We start from the raw sequence: 17,155 nt of genomic DNA on the forward strand, positions 1-17,155 counted from the left end.
CCTGGCGGCACTAGCGCGGTGGTCCCACCTGACCCCATGCCGAACTCAGAAGTGAAACGCCGTAGCGCCGATGGTAGTGTGGGGTCTCCCCATGCGAGAGTAGGGAACTGCCAGGCATCAAATAAAGCAGAAGGCCATCCGAAAGGATGGCCTTTTTGCGTTATGGTATTAAACGCCGGGCGGCATTGCATTTGCCCGGCAATACGATCCTAATGAATAACCTGCGAGAGAAACGCGCGGGTACGTTCTGATTTCGGATGGGCAAAGAACTCTTCAGGCGCGGCCTGCTCGACGATCTCCCCACGATCCATAAAGATCACGCGGTCAGCAACCGTACGGGCAAAACCCATCTCGTGCGTCACACACAGCATGGTCATGCCCGACTCCGCCAAACCAATCATGGTATCGAGCACCTCCTTAACCATCTCTGGGTCCAGCGCAGAGGTGGGCTCATCAAACAGCATGATTTTAGGTTTCATGCAGAGTGAGCGGGCAATCGCAACGCGCTGCTGCTGCCCGCCCGAGATCTGACCGGGAAACTTATGTGCATGCTCGGCAATACGCACGCGCTCAAGATAGTGCATCGCCAGCGCTTCGGCCTCTTTCTTCGGCATTTTACGCACCCAGATAGGCGCGAGAGTGCAGTTCTGCAACACCGTCAGGTGCGGAAAGAGATTAAAGTGTTGAAACACCATCCCCACTTCCTGGCGTACTTTCTCAATATTGCGGATATCTTCATTCAGTTCGATGCCATCCACAACGATACGGCCCTGCTGATGCTCTTCCAGATGGTTAATGCAGCGAATGGTGGTTGATTTACCCGATCCGGAAGGGCCGCAAAGTACAATACGCTCCCCCTGTTTTACGTTCAGGTTGATGTCTTTCAGTACATGGAACTGCCCGTACCACTTATTTACGTTCTCGAGCGTAATCATCGCGTCGGCAGGTTGCATAGTCATATTACTCATGGTGATCCTCAGTGCGGTGTACGCCCGGTGTTAAAGCGCTTCTCCAGATGCTGGCTATAGCGCGACATGCTAAAACAGAAAATCCAGTAGACCAGTGCGGCAAAAACATAGCCCTCTGTCGACATCCCCAGCCATTCGGGATCGACCGTCGCCTGCTGCACGCTGCTAAAGAGATCGAACAGGCCGATGATGATCACCAGGCTCGTATCCTTAAAGAGGGCGATGATGGTGTTTACCAGACCAGGAATCACCATCTTCAGCGCCTGAGGCAGGATCACCAGCCCCTGGGTTTTCCAGTAACCCAGCGCCAGTGATTCAGCGGCTTCATACTGCCCTTTGGGCAGCGCCTGCAGCCCGCCTCGTACCACCTCGGCCACGTAGGCCGACTGGAACAGAATCACCCCTACCAGCGCTCGCACCAGCTTATCAATGCTGGTCCCTTCCGACATGAACAGCGGCAGCATCACCGAGGACATAAACAGCACGGTGATCAGCGGTACGCCTCGCCAGAATTCAATAAAAATCACAGACAGAATGCGTACCACCGGCATGGTTGAGCGTCGGCCAAGGGCGAGTAAGATCCCCAGCGGCAACGCGCCAGCAATTCCCACGGAAGCGATGATCAATGTGAGCGTCAGGCCGCCCCACTGGCGTGTTTCGACACGCTCCAGCCCGAGAAAACCCCCGTACATCAGCCCCCACACGACCAGCGGATAGATCACGGCCCAGCAGGCAATGTAGCGTCCACGTTTGGGCAGCGCATTCCAGAACATCGGTATAATCGAGAGCAGGCCAATCACCAGCGCGGTGTTGATGCGCCAGCGCTCGTCATGAGGATAGAGCCCATACATAAACTGGCCGAATCGTTCATGAATGAAGACCCAGCAGGCGCCCTCCCTGGTGCAGTCCGCACGGGTAGTACCAACCCAGTTAGCCTGGAACAGCGCCCAGTTCAGTAGGGGAGGAATGAGCTCCCACATCAGCCACAGTGCGACCAGCGTCAGCAGGCTATTCGACCAGCTGGAGAACAGATTTTTTCGCGCCCACTGGAGATAGCGTCCAGTACCGGCACGGGCCGGGCGCGCGGGGTGAGACAGAAGTGCTTTTGTCATCATGGATCCTTAGCGCTCGACCAGGGCGATACGGCGGTTATAGATATTCATTAGCAGGGAGATCGTCAGGCTAATAATCAGGTAGACCGACATCGTGATAGCAATCGTCTCAATAGCCTGCCCGGTTTGGTTCAGCACCGTTCCGGCAAACAATGACACCATATCGGGATAACCTATTGCAGCCGCCAGCGACGAGTTCTTCACAATGTTGAGATACTGGCTAGTCAGCGGTGGAATGATCACCCGCATCGCCTGCGGGATAATGACCTGGCGCAGTGTTACCGGATTAGGCAAACCCAGCGAGCGTGCGGCCTCATGCTGCCCAAAGGGCACCGACTGAATGCCCGAGCGAATGATTTCAGCAATAAATGCGGAGGTGTAAACCGACAGGGCCAGGGTCAACGCCGCCAGCTCCGGGATCAGCGCCATTCCGCCACGGAAGTTAAAGCCGCGCAGCTCGGGGACATCCCAGTGTAGTGCCGCGCCGAACAGCCAATGAGACAGCAGCGGCAGCAGAATAATCAACCCGAGCGCGGTTGGCCATGTCCGCCGCAGCTGGCCGGTTTTCATCTGATGCGTTCGGTTGAAGCGATATAGCCCCACGGTAATGGCGACGGCAATCAGCACCGCTACGATGAAACCAACGATGCCTTCGCCAAGCGCGGGGGCCGGAATATAGAGCCCACGGTTGCTGAGGAACGCCAGATCAAAAGCGCTTACCGCCTGACGCGGCCCCGGCAGGTTGCGCAGCACGGCAAAATACCAGAAGAAGATCTGCAGCAGCGGCGGGATATTACGGAAAGTTTCGATATAGATCGTCGACAGCTTGCGCAGCAGCCAGTTTTCAGACAGGCGTGCAAGGCCGAGGAAGAACCCCAGAAACGAGGCAAAAACAATACAAAGAGCAGAGACCAGCAGCGTATTGAGCAGGCCGACCAGGAATACGCGACCATAGGTATCACCCTGCTCATAATCGATCAGGTGCTGAACGATACCGAATCCGGCCCCGCGATCGAGAAAGGCAAAGCCGGAGGTGATACCTCGGTTGCTCAGGTTAGTAACGGTGTTGTGTATCAAATAGATCGCGACGCTGACAACGGCCACGATAGCGATGATCTGAAACAGCCAGGCGCGAACCGCGGGGTTAGAAAGGGAGAACGATCCTTTAACGGTTGGGCGGCGTTGGGACATAGGAAAACCTCGGTAACCTTAACTCTGGGCTGGGCACTGCCTGCGCAGTGCCCGTTACAGCACTCTACCTTAGCGTGCCGGTAGCTTAGCGCACCGGCGGCGCGTACTGGATCCCGCCGTTGTTCCAGAGGTTGTTCTGGCCGCGTTTAATCTTCAGCGGGCTTTCCGATCCCACGTTACGCTCGAAGATTTCAGCGTAGTTACCCACTTTCTTGATAATGTTGTAGGCCCATTTGTTATCAAGCTTCAGGTCCTTACCGTAGTCGCCCTCTTTGCCTAACAGATGCGCCATATCTGGAGTTGCTGGATTAGCCGCTTTCTCATCAACGTTTTTAGAGGTGATGCCCATCTCTTCTGCGTTCAGCATCGCGAACAGGGTCCAGCGAACAATAGAGAACCACTCTTCATCGCCGCGGCGAACCACAGGGCCCAGCGGCTCTTTAGAGATCACTTCCGGCAGAACGATCCACTCGCCCGGCGTGCTCAGCTTGATGCGCAGCGCATAGAGCTGGGACTGGTCAGAAGCGAGGGTATCGCAGCGGCCAGACTCCAGCGCCTTCGCAGACTCATCGGAGCGGTCAAAAGTGACCGGGGTATACTTCATGTTGTTGGATTTGAAATAGTCCGCCACGTTCAGCTCAGTATCGGTACCGGCCTGGATACAGACGGTAGCGCCGTCCAGCTCTTTGGCACTCTTCAGGCCCGCTTTATTGTGGGTCAGGAAGCCAATGCCGTCGTAGTAGGTCACGCCGGTGAACGCCATGCCCATGCCCGCATCGCGAGAGGAGGTCCAGGTAGTATTACGCGACAGGACGTCGACTTCTCCGGACTGCAGGGCGGTGAAGCGCTCTTTGGCCGTCAGCGGGGTGTACTTCACTTTAGTATCATCGCCAAAAACGGCAGCAGCGACGCCACGGCACACGTCTACATCAATCCCGGCAAACTTGCCGTTGGCATCTGCATAGGAGAAACCTGGCAGGCCATCGCTGATACCGCACTGCACAAAGCCTTTACTCTTTACGGCATCCAGCGTTGCGCCAGCATGCGCCTGGTTTACAACGGCAAACAGCGCACCGGCGGCAGCCAGGCTGGCGATCGTCATCTTTTTCATAATGCATCCTGTGTGGCGAAATTATTGTTATAAAGAGGCGCCTGGGAGACGCCTGAAACCTGTCTGTGGCATTGGCCATACTCTTTAAAGCAAAGGTAGTGCCAGGTTTGCGGAAGGCGGAAAAGGGGCGTTCTCCCCGCAATATGCAGAGTGTAGACAGGAAAAAAGAGAGAAAGCGCACTGAAATAGGGCGAAAAGTTAACCGACGCCACAAAACAGAGCGAAAATAGTTTCGCTACGTGAGGATTGCACCAGGCAGGAGCAAAAAAAGAAGGCGTGGGGGGAGCCACGCCTTGAGTCAGATTATTTGGTTAAGGCCACAATACCCAGCGTCAGGCCAGCAATCGCGGCAGCACCGCCAGCAACCGCCCCTGCGGTTTCCCAGTTATCCTGAGTGGTCCCTTTCATGCAGGTATTGGTATGCACAAGTCGGCCCTGATCGTCATAGGTTGGTACGCACGGAGAGTCGTGGGCACAGCCTGCAAGAACGGTAGATAACAGTGCAACGGCAATGAATTTTTTCATGGTCACATTCACCTCATTTATGTGAATGGCGGTATTGTACCACTGGCCGCGGCTGGCACTTATGCCTCTATTCTTACAAAGCGTGTCCAATGTAAAAAAGATGGAGAGAAACGGCCCCGGATAGCAGATTAAGGAGAAAAGATGGAGCTGGAGCGCTGCGGGCTTATGCGCTTAGCTTCACTTTTCGCTCATCAGGCATCATGCGTAGCATGACCAGCAGGCCTTCCACCAACTGGGGAGCCAGTGTGGCAAGGTCGAAGCATTTGCCCAGCATCAGCCAGTTTTTAACAATTCCGCTCAGGTACCCCTGGATGATAATCAGCGCTGTTTCCACGCTGCCGCTCAGAAACTGCGGATCCTGCTGCTGGCATTTCTCTAACATTTCAGCAACGTTTGCAGGATTAAAAAACAGACGTTCACGTATTTCCGCTTCCGACGTCATATTTTGTGTAAATTCGCATTTATGGTAAAGAATTTCTACGAGCGCTTGTTCGAAAGGGCTTTTTGCAATTAAACGCAGCGCCTCTGTTAAGCTATGGCGGAATAACCCTTGTGGATCGTTGCTAAAATGTAACCGCGCTTTACGATCTAACCGCTCTCTTAGCGGCCGTTGCTCCTGCCAGATAGCGTTAAATAATTCTGTTTTATTTGTAAAATGCCAGTAGATAGCACCGCGTGTCATATTTGCTGCGCAGGCGATATCATCGAGCGTTGTATTGGAAAAGCCCTGCTGCGCGAATGTTAAAATAGCCGTGTCAATTAATAGCTGCCGTGTTTTGGCTGCCTCTTCTTTTGTCTTTTTCGCCATGGATGTCACCGTCAGGCCAAAAGCGGGATTTACATTTGTTGAATAAAATATACCCGGGAACGTACTATCTATCCTTGCATTTTTTTATTGTTCATTCAACATAGCGCCACTATTTTCGCTATGCGTTAATAAATATTCACTATATGAATGTTATTAAATAAAGTATTTATTTGGATAATGAATGCTGACGCCATTCGGTAATAAAATCCGGTGATAAAAGAGAAAAGGTAATACGTTTATATGGCAAAGTTCTTTATCGATCGCCCGATTTTCGCCTGGGTACTGGCGATTATCTTGATGCTGGCAGGTGCGCTGGCCGTCATTAAGCTGCCTGTTGCGCAGTATCCTACGATTGCGCCACCCGCCATTGCCATTAACGCTACCTATCCCGGCGCGGATGCACAGACCGTGCAGGACACGGTCACCCAGGTGATCGAACAGAACATGAACGGCCTCGATAACCTGATGTATATGTCCTCGACCAGCGACTCCTCGGGCGGCGTTACGGTCACCTTAACCTTTAATTCCGGGACCGATCCCGATATCGCCCAGGTTCAGGTGCAGAACAAGCTGCAGCTTGCCATGCCGCTGCTGCCGCAGGAGGTCCAGCAGCAGGGCATCAACGTCAAAAAATCGAGCAGCAACTTCCTGCTGGTCATGGGCTTTATTTCAGATGATGGCAGCATGTCGCAGGACGACATTGCCGACTACATCTCTTCCAATATCAAGGATCCGGTGAGCCGCACGGAAGGGGTCGGTGATGTCCAGCTGTTTGGCGCGCAGTATGCGATGCGTATCTGGCTCGATCCCAGCAAGCTCAACCAGTATCAGCTGACCACCCTCGACGTGGTTAACGAAATCAAAGCGCAGAACAGCCAGATTGCTGCCGGGCAGCTGGGGGGCACCCCTTCGCCAGCGACGCAGCAGCTCAACGCCTCAATTATCGCCCAGACCCGTCTGCGTACCCCGCAGGAGTTTGGCAACATTACCCTAAAAGTGCAGACCGATGGTTCGCGCGTGCTGCTACGCGATGTTGCCCGCATTGAACGCGGCGGTGAGAACTACAACGTCGTGGCCCGCTATAATGGAAAACCCTCGGCGGGGCTGGGTATCAAGCTGGCGACGGGGGCGAATGCGCTCTCCACCGCCGATGCGGTAAAGCAGCAGATGGCGCACCTGCAATCCTATTTTCCGCACGGCCTGAAGCTGGTCTACAGCTACGACACGACGCCATTTATCAACATCTCCATCCGGGAAGTATTTAAAACGTTATTTGAAGCAATTGTGCTGGTGTTCCTGGTGATGTATCTCTTCCTGCAAAACCTGCGTGCGACACTCATCCCGACCATCGCCGTGCCGGTGGTGCTGCTGGGAACCTTTGCGGTGCTGGCGGCGTTTGGCTACTCCATCAATACACTCACCATGTTTGGCATGGTGCTGGCCATCGGCCTGCTGGTGGATGATGCCATTGTCGTCGTCGAAAACGTCGAGCGCGTGATGACTGATGAAGGGCTGCCGCCAAAGGAGGCCACGCAGAAGTCAATGAGCCAGATCCAGGGGGCGCTGGTAGGCATTGCGATGGTGCTCTCTGCGGTCTTTATTCCCATGGCCTTTTTTGGCGGATCGACCGGGGTCATCTACCGGCAGTTCTCTATCACCATTGTCTCGGCGATGGCGCTCTCGGTGCTGGTCGCCCTGATCCTGACGCCCGCCCTGTGTGCAACACTGCTTAAGCCGGTGCAGCACGATAAGACCCATCGGCTGTTTAGCCGCTTCAACCGCCTGTTTGAGCAGAGCACTCAGCACTATACCGGCAGCGTGCAGAAGCTGCTCCACTGCACGGGACGCTATATCATTGTTTATGTTGTGATCGTGATTGGAATGGCGGTGCTATTCCTGCGGCTGCCGACCTCGTTTTTACCCGAAGAGGATCAGGGCGTGTTTCTGACGATGGTCACGCTGCCTGCCGGCGCGACGCAGGCGCGAACGGAAAAGATCATGCGCGAGGTAACGGATTACTATCTGACACATGAGAAAAACAACGTCGATTCTGTTTTTACCGTAACTGGCTTTGGTCTGAACGGTAAAGGGCAGAACAACGGCCTGGCCTTTGTACGCCTGACGCCGTGGGCCCAGCGTGAAGCGAAAGAAGATCGCGTTGCCGCTATCGTCAGCCGGGCCACGAAAGCCTTTAGCCGCATCAAGGATGGGATGGTTTTCGCCTTTAACCTGCCAGCCATTACTGAACTGGGCACCGCCACCGGGTTCGACTTTGAGCTGATCGATCAGGCGGGGCTGGGCCATACGGCGTTGACTGCCGCGCGTAACCAGCTGCTGATGCAGGCGGCGCAGCATCCGGACATGCTGGTCAGAACGCGGCCTAACGGCCTGGAAGATATGCCCCAGTTCAAGCTTAATGTCGATCAAGAGAAAGCCCAGGCACTGGGCGTCTCGCTGAGCGATATTAATAACACCATCGCCACCGCGTTGGGCAGCACCTACGTTAACGACTTTATTGATAACGGACGCGTAAAAAAGGTCTATGCCCAGGCCGATGCCCTCTATCGCATGATGCCGGATGACATTAACACATGGTACGTTCGCAACCAGGCCGGCGGTATGGTGCCGTTCTCTAGCTTCTCCAGCGCCCGTTGGATCCAGGGTTCACCTCGGCTGGAACGCTATAACGGCCTGCCTTCTATGGAGATCCTCGGTGAGGCCGCGCCGGGCAAAAGCAGTGGTGAAGCGATGAAGCTCATGGAGACCCTGGCGTCGCAGCTCCCGGCTGGCGTGGGTTTTGACTGGACCGGCATGTCCTATCAGGAGCGGCTGTCAGGTAACCAGGCTCCAGCGCTGTACGCTATTTCGCTGGTGGTCGTTTTTCTCTGCCTCGCTGCCCTGTATGAGAGCTGGTCGATTCCCTTCTCGGTCATGCTGGTTGTACCGCTGGGCGTCGTGGGGGCGCTGCTGGCGGCGAGCCTGCGCGGTCTGAGTAACGACGTCTATTTTCAGGTAGGCCTGCTCACCACCATTGGGCTATCGGCAAAAAATGCCATTCTGATTGTCGAGTTTGCCAAGGACCTGATGGATAAAGAGCACAAAAGCCTTATTGAAGCCACGCTTGAAGCGGTCAGAATGCGCCTGCGTCCCATTCTGATGACCTCCCTGGCCTTTATTTTAGGCGTTATGCCGCTAGTGCTTAGTACTGGGGCAGGCAGCGGGGCACAAAATGCGGTCGGCACGGGCGTAATGGGTGGAATGATTGCGGCGACTCTATTGGCAATATTCTTTGTGCCGGTATTTTTTGTCGTCGTCTGTCGGCGTTTAACACGTTCGAGCTCCGCACGTGTACAGCAGCAATAACTATTTCTCTTTCCGATGAGTCATTAATTATTCATTGGGCTGATTAAATAATTTCATTTATTGATATGAATTATTTTTTATCGTGGATTTTTGCGGTTAGCGCCGTGCGTTGTGTTTTTGAGGAACTGCAATGAATAAATTTGGTGAATATTTCCGCCTGTCGTCATTAGTATTAATGTCGGCGGGTCTACTCAGTGGCTGTAATGATAACGGCGACGGCGCGAAAAAAGCCGCTGCGCCGGAGGTCAGTGTTTATCAGGTAAAAGCTGCCCCGCTGGCAGTCACCACGGAACTCCCCGGCAGAACCGAAGCGTTTCGTATTGCTGAAGTGCGGCCTCAGGTGAGCGGTATTATTTTACGGCGTAATTTCGTGGAAGGGGCGGATATTACCGCAGGCCAGTCGCTGTACCAGATCGATCCTGCGACCTATCAGGCCGACTATGCCAGCGCTCAGGGCGAGCTGGCAAAGGCCCAGGCCGCGGCGAAAATTGCCCACCTTACCGTTAAGCGCTACCTGCCGCTCGTCGGCACGCAGTATATCAGCCAGCAAGAGTATGACACGGCCATTGCCGATGCTCAGCAGGCTGATGCCACGGTACAGGCTGCGAAGGCTGCCGTTGAAACAGCAAGAATTAACCTTGCCTATACCCAGGTTCGGTCGCCGATTAACGGCCGCATTGGCAAATCAACGGTGACCGAAGGGGCGTTGGTAACCAATGGCCAGAGCACCGCGCTGGCAACCGTGCAGCAGCTGGATCCCGTCTATGTCGACGTGACCCAGTCGAGCAATGATTTTATGCGCCTGAAGCAGGCCGTCGAGCAGGGCAATCTGCAAAAAAATAGCGGTACAACGGAGGTTGAGCTGTTAACTGAAAACGGCCAGCGCTATCCGCTAAAAGGTACGCTGCAGTTCTCAGACGTCACCGTCGATGAAAGTACGGGGTCTATCACCATCCGCGCGGTATTCCCTAATCCACAACACACTCTGCTGCCAGGCATGTTCGTCCGGGCGCGCATCGACGAGGGCGTGCAACCTACTGCCATTCTTGTGCCGCAGCAGGGCGTCACCCGCAACGCCCGAGGCGATGCCACCGTGCTGCTGGTCAACGCTAAAAATCAGGTTGAACCACGCAACGTCGTCGCGTCGCAGGCTATTGGCGATAAGTGGCTCATTACGGACGGTCTGAAGGAGGGTGAAAAAGTCATCGTCAGCGGATTGCAGCGGGCTCGTCCTGGGGCAACGGTGACTATCGCCCCGAGTACGGCGAGCCAAACCGCCGCTGCGCGTTAATTGTATAAACCCAATGAGAGCAAAAGATGGCTAAGTTTTTTATCGATCGTCCGATTTTTGCCTGGGTGCTGGCAATTATTTTGATGATTGCCGGGGCGCTGGCAATCTTACAGCTGCCCATCGCGCAATACCCGACCATAGCACCGCCGGCGATCGCCATTAGCGCTACCTATCCGGGAGCGGATGCCCAAACGGTGCAGGATACCGTCACGCAGGTTATTGAGCAGAACATGAACGGCATCGATAACCTGATGTACATGTCATCCACCAGCGACTCGGCGGGAAGCGTCACGGTTACGCTTACTTTCAAATCAGGTACGGATCCGGACATTGCTCAGGTTCAGGTGCAGAACAAACTGCAGCTGGCGATGCCGCTGCTGCCGCAGGAGGTTCAGCAGCAGGGGATCAGCGTTGAGAAGTCCAGCAGCAGCTTTTTAATGGTGGTGGGCTTCACCTCTGAGAACAAGAGCCTCAATCAGGACGATATATCCGATTACGTGGCCTCTAACGTTAAAGATGCCATTAGCCGTACCAACGGCGTCGGCGACGTGCAGCTGTTCGGTGCCCAGTATGCAATGCGTATCTGGCTAAACGCCGATCTGCTCAATAAATACAGTCTGACGCCGGTGGACGTGGTTAATCAGATCAAGGTGCAAAACGATCAGATTGCCGCTGGCCAGCTCGGCGGTACGCCATCAATCCCTAACCAGCAGCTTAATGCGTCAATCATTGCCCAAACCCGACTGAAGGATCCGGAGGAGTTTGGCAACATCACGCTGAGGGTCAACGGCGATGGCTCGCAGGTGCGGCTGAAAGACGTGGCTCGCATTGAACTGGGGGGAGAGAACTACAACACAGTCACAAAAATTAACGGTCAGGATGCGGCGGCGATCGGCATCAAGCTGGCAACCGGCGCCAATGCGCTGGATACCGCTACCGCCATCAAAGCCAAGCTCAACGAGCTGCAGCCGTTCTTCCCTCAGGGTATGAAAGTGGTCTACCCCTATGACACCACGCCCTTTGTGAAGATCTCTATCCATGAGGTAGTAAAAACCCTGTTTGAGGCCATTATCCTGGTCTTCCTGGTGATGTACCTGTTCCTGCAGAATATTCGCGCCACGCTGATCCCCACCATCGCCGTGCCGGTTGTTCTGCTCGGGACCTTTGCGATCCTCTCGGCGTTTGGCTACTCCATCAATACGCTCACCATGTTCGGTATGGTGCTGGCGATAGGCCTGCTGGTGGACGATGCTATCGTGGTGGTAGAAAACGTCGAGCGTGTGATGGCGGAGGATCATCTCCCGCCGAAAGAGGCGACGGAGAAGTCGATGTCGCAGATCCAGGGCGCGCTAGTGGGGATCGCCATGGTGCTCTCGGCGGTCTTTATCCCAATGGCCTTCTTTGGCGGCTCTACCGGTGCGATCTATCGTCAGTTCTCGATTACCATTGTCTCGGCGATGGCGCTTTCGGTGCTGGTGGCGCTCATCCTTACCCCGGCCCTCTGCGCCACGCTGTTAAAGCCGGTGGACCCCGATACGCACGGGGAGAAAAAAGGCTTTTTTGGCTGGTTTAACCGCCTGTTCGATCGTAGCACGCATCACTACACGGAAAGCGTTGCCCGCATCATCAACGGCACAGGACGCTACCTGCTGATCTACGTGCTGATTGTCGGTGGTATGGCGGTGCTGTTTTTACGCCTGCCCACCTCATTTCTGCCTGATGAAGATCAGGGCGTCTTTATGACCATGGTGCAGCTGCCTGCCGGGGCAACCCAAGCACGCACGCAGAAGGTGTTGGATAAGGTCACTGATTACTACCTTAACAGTGAGAAGGCGAACGTTGACTCCGTCCTGACCGTCAATGGCTACAGCTTCAGTGGTCAGGGGCAGAACTCCGGGATGGCCTTTATCAGCCTTAAGCCATGGGAGCAGCGCCCTGGTAAAGAGAACGGCGTCGGCGGTATCGTAGAGCGTGCCACCAAAGCCTTCAGCAAAATCAGCGACGGTCTGGTCTTTCCGTTTAACCTCCCGGCAATTATCGAGCTGGGCACGGCCACGGGCTTTGACTTTGAGCTCATTGACCAGGGTAACCTCGGGCATGAGGCGCTGACCAGCGCACGCAATAAGCTGCTGGCAGAGGTACAGAAGTATCCGGACCAGGTCGTGCGCGTGCGGCCCAACGGCCTTGAGGATACCCCGCAGTTTAAGCTGGAGGTGGATATCGAAAAGGCCCAGGCACTGGGGATCGATCTCTCGGAGATTAACCAAACCATCTCTACCGCCCTGGGTGGCACCTATGTAAATGACTTTATCGATCATGGGCGGGTAAAAAAAGTTTACGTGCAGGCGGACGCCCAGTACCGCATGCTGCCTACGGACGTAAATAATCTCTACGTTCGCAGCAGCAACGGGGAGATGACGCCATTCTCGGCCTTTACTACCTCGCACTGGGTCTATGGCTCGCCGCGTCTGGAGCGCTATAACGGCCTGCCATCGATGGAGCTTCTGGGCGAGGCTGCACCGGGTAAGAGTACTGGCGATGCGATGCAGCTCATGGAGAAGCTGGCCTCGGGGCTACCATCCGGTATCGGCTATGACTGGACGGGAATGTCTTACCAGGAGCGCCTCTCCGGTAATCAGGCACCGGCGCTGTACGCTATTTCGCTGATCGTGGTCTTCCTCTGCCTGGCGGCGCTGTATGAGAGCTGGTCGATTCCGTTCTCGGTTATGCTGGTGGTGCCTTTAGGGGTGATAGGCGCGCTGCTGGCGGCCTTTGCGCGGGGAATGAACAACGACGTCTACTTCCAGGTTGGCCTGTTAACGACCATCGGGCTATCGGCAAAGAACGCCATTCTGATCGTTGAGTTTGCCAAAGATCTGATGGATAAAGAGGGCAAAGGGCTGGTGGATGCGACGCTTGAGGCGGTTCGCATGCGCTTGCGTCCGATCCTGATGACCTCTCTGGCCTTTATCCTCGGCGTCATGCCGCTGGTGATCAGCTCCGGCGCAGGCAGCGGCGCACAAAACGCGGTGGGAACCGGGGTACTGGGCGGCATGCTCTCTGCGACGCTGCTGGCGATCTTCTTCGTACCGGTGTTTTTTGTCGTGGTACGGCAGTTCTTTACTAAAAAAACCGAAGTGAAATAGGTTGTTCGTAGTGAGTCGTAGGCCGGGTAAGCAGAGCGCCACCCGGCGTTACTCTTATCTCGTCTCGGTTCCCAGCTGGGTTGCCTCCTGGGCCGAGATAGGTTTACCCAGCAGATAGCCCTGCAGCGTATTGCAGCCCAGCTCGGTCAGAAACGCCTGCTGGGCCTGCGTCTCCACGCCTTCCGCTACCACTTTAAGGTTCAGCGTCTTGGCCAACGCCACGATAGCGGAAACGATAGTGGCATCGTCGCCTTCACGGCTCAACTCCTTAACAAACGCCCGGTCAATCTTCAGCTCGCAGGCTGGCAGACGTTTCAGATAGAGCAGGCTGGAGTAGCCGGTACCAAAATCATCAATTGAGGCCTTAACCCCGGCGTCGGTGAGCCGGGTCAAGACGCGCACGCTCTCATCCGGGTTAGTCATAGCGGTGGTTTCGGTCACTTCGAGGATCAGGCTCTCGGGCGGAACCTGATACCGCGCCAGACACGCCATCACGTGATCGACCAGCCCCGTCTGCTCAAATTGCAGAGTCGAGAGGTTAACGGCCACCGTCCAGTGCGTATGCCCCTGCTGACGCCACTCGCTCAGCTGGCGGCAGGCCTCGTCTATCACCCAGTTGCCAATGGGAATAATCAGGCCTGTTTTTTCTGCCAGTGGCAAAAACCGGTCCGGCGTCAACAGGCCGTGAACGCCGTGCTGCCAGCGCAGCAGCGCTTCAAAGCCAACGATTGGCCCAGCGGGTGCCTGAAACTTGGGCTGATAAAAAAGGCGTAGCTCGTTGCGCTCTAGCGCTAACCACAGGTCGCTCATCAGCAGAAGCTGGGTCTGCGCCAGGGTATTCATCGAAGGCTGGAAGAAGTGGTAGCCGTTACGCCCCATATGCTTGGTGTGATACATCGCGGCATCGGCATTAAACATCAGCTCGCGTTCGTTCTTGCCGTCGTGAGGATAGAGGGCAATACCGACGCTTAGCGTCACCACCAGATCGTAACGGTCGAGGGTAAAGGGCTGGTCGATGGTGCGTACCAGCGCATCCGCCAGGGTAGCTGCCTCATCCGGGGCGTTCACCTCCGCCAGCAGGACAAACTCGTCACCGCCGATGCGTGCCAGCGTATACTGGCCCTTCAGCGGCTGGAGCAGGCGCTCGGTCACGGCGATCAGCAGCCGATCGCCAACGTCATGACCGTAGGCGTCGTTGACGGTTTTAAACCCGTCAAGATCCATAAACATCAGGGCAAAAAACGAGCCTTCACGACGGGCTTTATTGATCGCCTGATCGAGCCGATCTTCCAGCAGCACGCGGTTAGGTAGGCGGGTGAGGGGATCGTGCAGCGCCAGCTGGGCCAGCTCGCGGTTGGCTTCCGCCAGCGACGACGCCAGCAGCGAGGTGCGCGCCTGCAGACGCGCATCCAGCATAGAGACCACCAGGGTAATACCCAGAATCGAGAGCGCCACCACGCTGACCAGCAGCGCCAGCCAGTTCCCGTCTACGCCATGATGCATGATTGAGTGCTGCATCGGAAACTGGGCTGCCATCATGCCGGTATAGTGCATACCCGCAATGGCAATGCCCATCAGGACAGCCGCTCCCGCGCGCATTTGTGCCACCAACGCAGCCTCGTGGCGCAGGCGGAAGGTGAGCCACAGCGCAGCCAGCGACGCACCCAGGGCAATCAGCAGCGAGATCGCCACCCAGCGCATATCCCACACGATAGGCGGTGATACCTCTAACGCCGCCATACCGGTGTAGTGCATCCCGGCAATGCCGCCGCCCATCACCAGCGAGCCGGGCAGCAGGCGGCGCAGGCGTAGCTGAGGTGTGCTGACCAGCCATAGGGCAAACAGGGACGAGCCGACGGCAATCAGCATCGACAGGCCGGTGAGCAGCCGATCGTAGCTCATGCTCATGGTCAGCTCCATCGCCAGCATGCCGATAAAATGCATGGCCCAGATGCCGATACCCAGCGCAAGACCGCCGCCGGCCAGCCAGAGCCAGCCGGCCTTGCCAGGATTGGTCGAAACCCGGCCTGCCATATTCAGGGCGGTGTAGGCTGCCATGATGGCAACGATAAAAGAAATGACGACGAGGATCTGGTCGTACTGGCTAACCTGCATGATGCCACCAACTCATTCACAATAACGGTTATTGATCGCTATAACTTCATGCCCGTGGGCATAAAGGGCAGTGACATTAGCACCCAATTCAGAGCGGAGGAAGGGATTTAAACCCCTGTTTTTGAGGAGGAATAGAGGTTAATTCGTACAGATAAAAAAAACAGGTAGACCAGCAACAAAAAAGGCGCATCCCCATGCCGAGTAGCGCCTTTTTAAACAAACACTTAACTGATTAGTATCAGTTCATGCCGTATTTTTTCAGTTTCTTACGCAGGGTACCACGGTTGATGCCCATCATCAGAGCAGCACGGGTCTGGTTACCGCGGGTGTATTGCATCACCATGTCCAACAGGGGCTGTTCAACTTCAGCCAGTACCAGCTCATACAGGTCATTCACATCCTGACCGTTCAGTTGAGCAAAATAGTTCTTCAGTGCCTGTTTCACGGAATCACGCAGGGGTTTTTGAGTTACCTGGTCCTGAGAGTTAACGGTAGAAACGGTCAGTACGTCAGAATTTACGCGTTGTTCGAACATAGTTCTGTCAGCTCTTTATTTCTAATACGCAAAATTTTCGAAGTATGCCTCCAACGCCTCCAGCTGTACGCTGGCATCCTCAATGGCGTTGAATGTGCGCCGAAACTGGTCATCTGGAGCGTGCTCCTGGAGATACCAGGAGACGTGTTTACGCGCAATTCGGTACCCTTTTGCCTGACCGTAAAAGTCGTGCAGTTCCCGAACGTGTGCGCAAAGTAAGCGCTTAACCTCTGCCAGAGGCAGGGGGGGCAGCAGCTCCCCAGAGTCCAGATAGTGCTGGATTTCCCGAAAGATCCAGGGTCTTCCCTGAGCCGCGCGACCTATCATCAGAGCATCAGCCCCTGTATAGTCGAGCACGGCTCTGGCTTTAAGCGGGTCAGTAATGTCACCATTCGCGATAACCGGAATGGAAACCTTCTGCTTAACTGCCCGAATGCTGTCGTATTCCGCGTCTCCGTTGAACAAACAGGCGCGGGTGCGTCCATGAATGGTCAGAGCCTGGATACCACAGTCTTCAGCCAGTTGGGCAATTTCTACACAGTTACGGTGCTCCGGCGACCAGCCGGTGCGAATCTTCAGCGTAACGGGAACCTCCACCGCTGCCACCACCGCCGTCAGGATCGACTTCACCAGATCGGGGTGCTGTAACAGGGCTGAACCTGCTAGCTTGCGATTCACCTTTTTAGCCGGGCAACCCATATTAATATCAATAATTTGGGCACCGCTTTCCACGTTGATACGCGCGGCTTCCGCCATCTCTTCAGGAACGCTACCGGCAATTTGCACCGTGCGGATCCCTGGCTCATCAACGTGCACCATCCGTAAACGTGATTTGTCGCTCGCCCATACCTCTGGGTTAGAGGACATCATCTCGGATACGGTTAAACCCGCTCCCATCTCGTAGCACAGCGTCCTGAATGGCCTGTCGGTGATGCCTGCCATCGGTGCTGCGATCAGGCGATTTCTGAGCTGGTGGTGTCCGATTCGCAT

Annotated in this window: 12 protein-coding genes and 1 rRNA gene; 4 read left to right on the forward strand and 9 right to left on the reverse strand. The window is 55.4% G+C overall.

The genetic code is table 11. From position 1 onward, the window contains the following. Window positions 1-116 (forward strand): 5S ribosomal RNA (gene rrf, locus NR795_RS17450). Between the two features lie 93 nt (window positions 117-209). Here the strand turns inward: rrf and NR795_RS17455 are convergent. From NR795_RS17455 to NR795_RS17480, 6 genes are all read right to left on the reverse strand, one after another. Further along, complete coding sequence (locus tag NR795_RS17455; RefSeq protein WP_144817418.1) at window positions 210-968, reverse strand: amino acid ABC transporter ATP-binding protein; 759 nt, start codon at window positions 966-968, stop codon at window positions 210-212. Window positions 969-976: 8 nt separating this feature from the next. Further along, the gene (locus NR795_RS17460; RefSeq protein ID WP_257758872.1) at window positions 977-2,080 is read right to left on the reverse strand and encodes an amino acid ABC transporter permease; all 1,104 of its coding nucleotides are present in this window, start codon (window positions 2,078-2,080) and stop codon (window positions 977-979) included. 9 nt (window positions 2,081-2,089) lie between these two features. Next, window positions 2,090-3,271, reverse strand: coding sequence for an amino acid ABC transporter permease (locus tag NR795_RS17465; RefSeq protein WP_144817420.1), 1,182 nt, complete (start codon window positions 3,269-3,271; stop codon window positions 2,090-2,092). Between the two features lie 85 nt (window positions 3,272-3,356). After that, a complete protein-coding gene (locus NR795_RS17470) occupies window positions 3,357-4,382 on the reverse strand; it encodes an amino acid ABC transporter substrate-binding protein (protein ID WP_257758874.1) in 1,026 nt (341 codons plus the stop codon). A gap of 303 nt (window positions 4,383-4,685) precedes the next feature. Beyond that, window positions 4,686-4,907, reverse strand: a complete 222-nt coding sequence (locus NR795_RS17475; protein WP_144817421.1) for a hypothetical protein — start codon at window positions 4,905-4,907, stop codon at window positions 4,686-4,688. Between the two features lie 163 nt (window positions 4,908-5,070). Next, complete coding sequence (locus NR795_RS17480; protein ID WP_257758875.1) at window positions 5,071-5,715, reverse strand: TetR family transcriptional regulator; 645 nt, start codon at window positions 5,713-5,715, stop codon at window positions 5,071-5,073. A 240-nt stretch (window positions 5,716-5,955) separates the two neighbouring features. On the opposite strand from NR795_RS17480, the gene NR795_RS17485 reads away from it, so the two are divergent. From NR795_RS17485 to NR795_RS17495, 3 genes are all read left to right on the forward strand, one after another. Next, on the forward strand, window positions 5,956-9,078 hold the full coding sequence (locus NR795_RS17485; protein WP_257758877.1) for an efflux RND transporter permease subunit: 3,123 nt from the start codon (window positions 5,956-5,958) through the stop codon (window positions 9,076-9,078). 130 nt (window positions 9,079-9,208) lie between these two features. Then, a complete protein-coding gene (locus NR795_RS17490; RefSeq protein ID WP_144817424.1) occupies window positions 9,209-10,369 on the forward strand; it encodes an efflux RND transporter periplasmic adaptor subunit in 1,161 nt (386 codons plus the stop codon). Between the two features lie 26 nt (window positions 10,370-10,395). After that, window positions 10,396-13,515 (forward strand): efflux RND transporter permease subunit, encoded by a 3,120-nt coding sequence (locus NR795_RS17495; protein ID WP_257758878.1) that lies wholly within the window; start codon window positions 10,396-10,398, stop codon window positions 13,513-13,515. Between the two features lie 54 nt (window positions 13,516-13,569). Here the strand turns inward: NR795_RS17495 and NR795_RS17500 are convergent, their stop codons facing one another. The 3 genes from NR795_RS17500 to dusB form a co-directional block, all read right to left on the reverse strand. Further along, a complete protein-coding gene (locus NR795_RS17500; protein WP_257758879.1) occupies window positions 13,570-15,630 on the reverse strand; it encodes a bifunctional diguanylate cyclase/phosphodiesterase in 2,061 nt (686 codons plus the stop codon). Window positions 15,631-15,868: 238 nt separating this feature from the next. Continuing rightward, window positions 15,869-16,165: a DNA-binding transcriptional regulator Fis gene (fis, locus tag NR795_RS17505; RefSeq protein ID WP_000462905.1), complete on the reverse strand. Its 297-nt coding sequence runs from the start codon at window positions 16,163-16,165 to the stop codon at window positions 15,869-15,871. Window positions 16,166-16,186: 21 nt separating this feature from the next. Next, window positions 16,187-17,155: a tRNA dihydrouridine synthase DusB gene (dusB, locus tag NR795_RS17510; RefSeq protein WP_042389979.1), complete on the reverse strand. Its 969-nt coding sequence runs from the start codon at window positions 17,153-17,155 to the stop codon at window positions 16,187-16,189.

The organism is Pseudescherichia sp. L3 (assembly GCF_024656065.1).
In the GTDB taxonomy this organism is placed as follows: Bacteria; Pseudomonadota; Gammaproteobacteria; order Enterobacterales; family Enterobacteriaceae; genus Pseudescherichia.

Excerpts from the sequence above, each read along its gene's own strand:
- NR795_RS17455 (WP_144817418.1), bottom strand. The coding sequence starts at position 968 with ATGAGTAATATGACTATGCAACCTGCCGACGCGATGATTACGCTCGAG.
- NR795_RS17460 (WP_257758872.1), bottom strand. The coding sequence starts at position 2,080 with ATGACAAAAGCACTTCTGTCTCACCCCGCGCGCCCGGCCCGTGCCGGT.
- NR795_RS17465 (WP_144817420.1), bottom strand. The coding sequence starts at position 3,271 with ATGTCCCAACGCCGCCCAACCGTTAAAGGATCGTTCTCCCTTTCTAAC.
- NR795_RS17470 (WP_257758874.1), bottom strand. The coding sequence starts at position 4,382 with ATGAAAAAGATGACGATCGCCAGCCTGGCTGCCGCCGGTGCGCTGTTT.
- NR795_RS17475 (WP_144817421.1), bottom strand. The coding sequence starts at position 4,907 with ATGAAAAAATTCATTGCCGTTGCACTGTTATCTACCGTTCTTGCAGGC.
- NR795_RS17480 (WP_257758875.1), bottom strand. The coding sequence starts at position 5,715 with ATGGCGAAAAAGACAAAAGAAGAGGCAGCCAAAACACGGCAGCTATTA.
- NR795_RS17485 (WP_257758877.1), top strand. The coding sequence starts at position 5,956 with ATGGCAAAGTTCTTTATCGATCGCCCGATTTTCGCCTGGGTACTGGCG.
- NR795_RS17490 (WP_144817424.1), top strand. The coding sequence starts at position 9,209 with ATGAATAAATTTGGTGAATATTTCCGCCTGTCGTCATTAGTATTAATG.
- NR795_RS17495 (WP_257758878.1), top strand. The coding sequence starts at position 10,396 with ATGGCTAAGTTTTTTATCGATCGTCCGATTTTTGCCTGGGTGCTGGCA.
- NR795_RS17500 (WP_257758879.1), bottom strand. The coding sequence starts at position 15,630 with ATGCAGGTTAGCCAGTACGACCAGATCCTCGTCGTCATTTCTTTTATC.
- fis (WP_000462905.1), bottom strand. The coding sequence starts at position 16,165 with ATGTTCGAACAACGCGTAAATTCTGACGTACTGACCGTTTCTACCGTT.
- dusB (WP_042389979.1), bottom strand. The coding sequence starts at position 17,155 with ATGCGAATCGGACACCACCAGCTCAGAAATCGCCTGATCGCAGCACCG.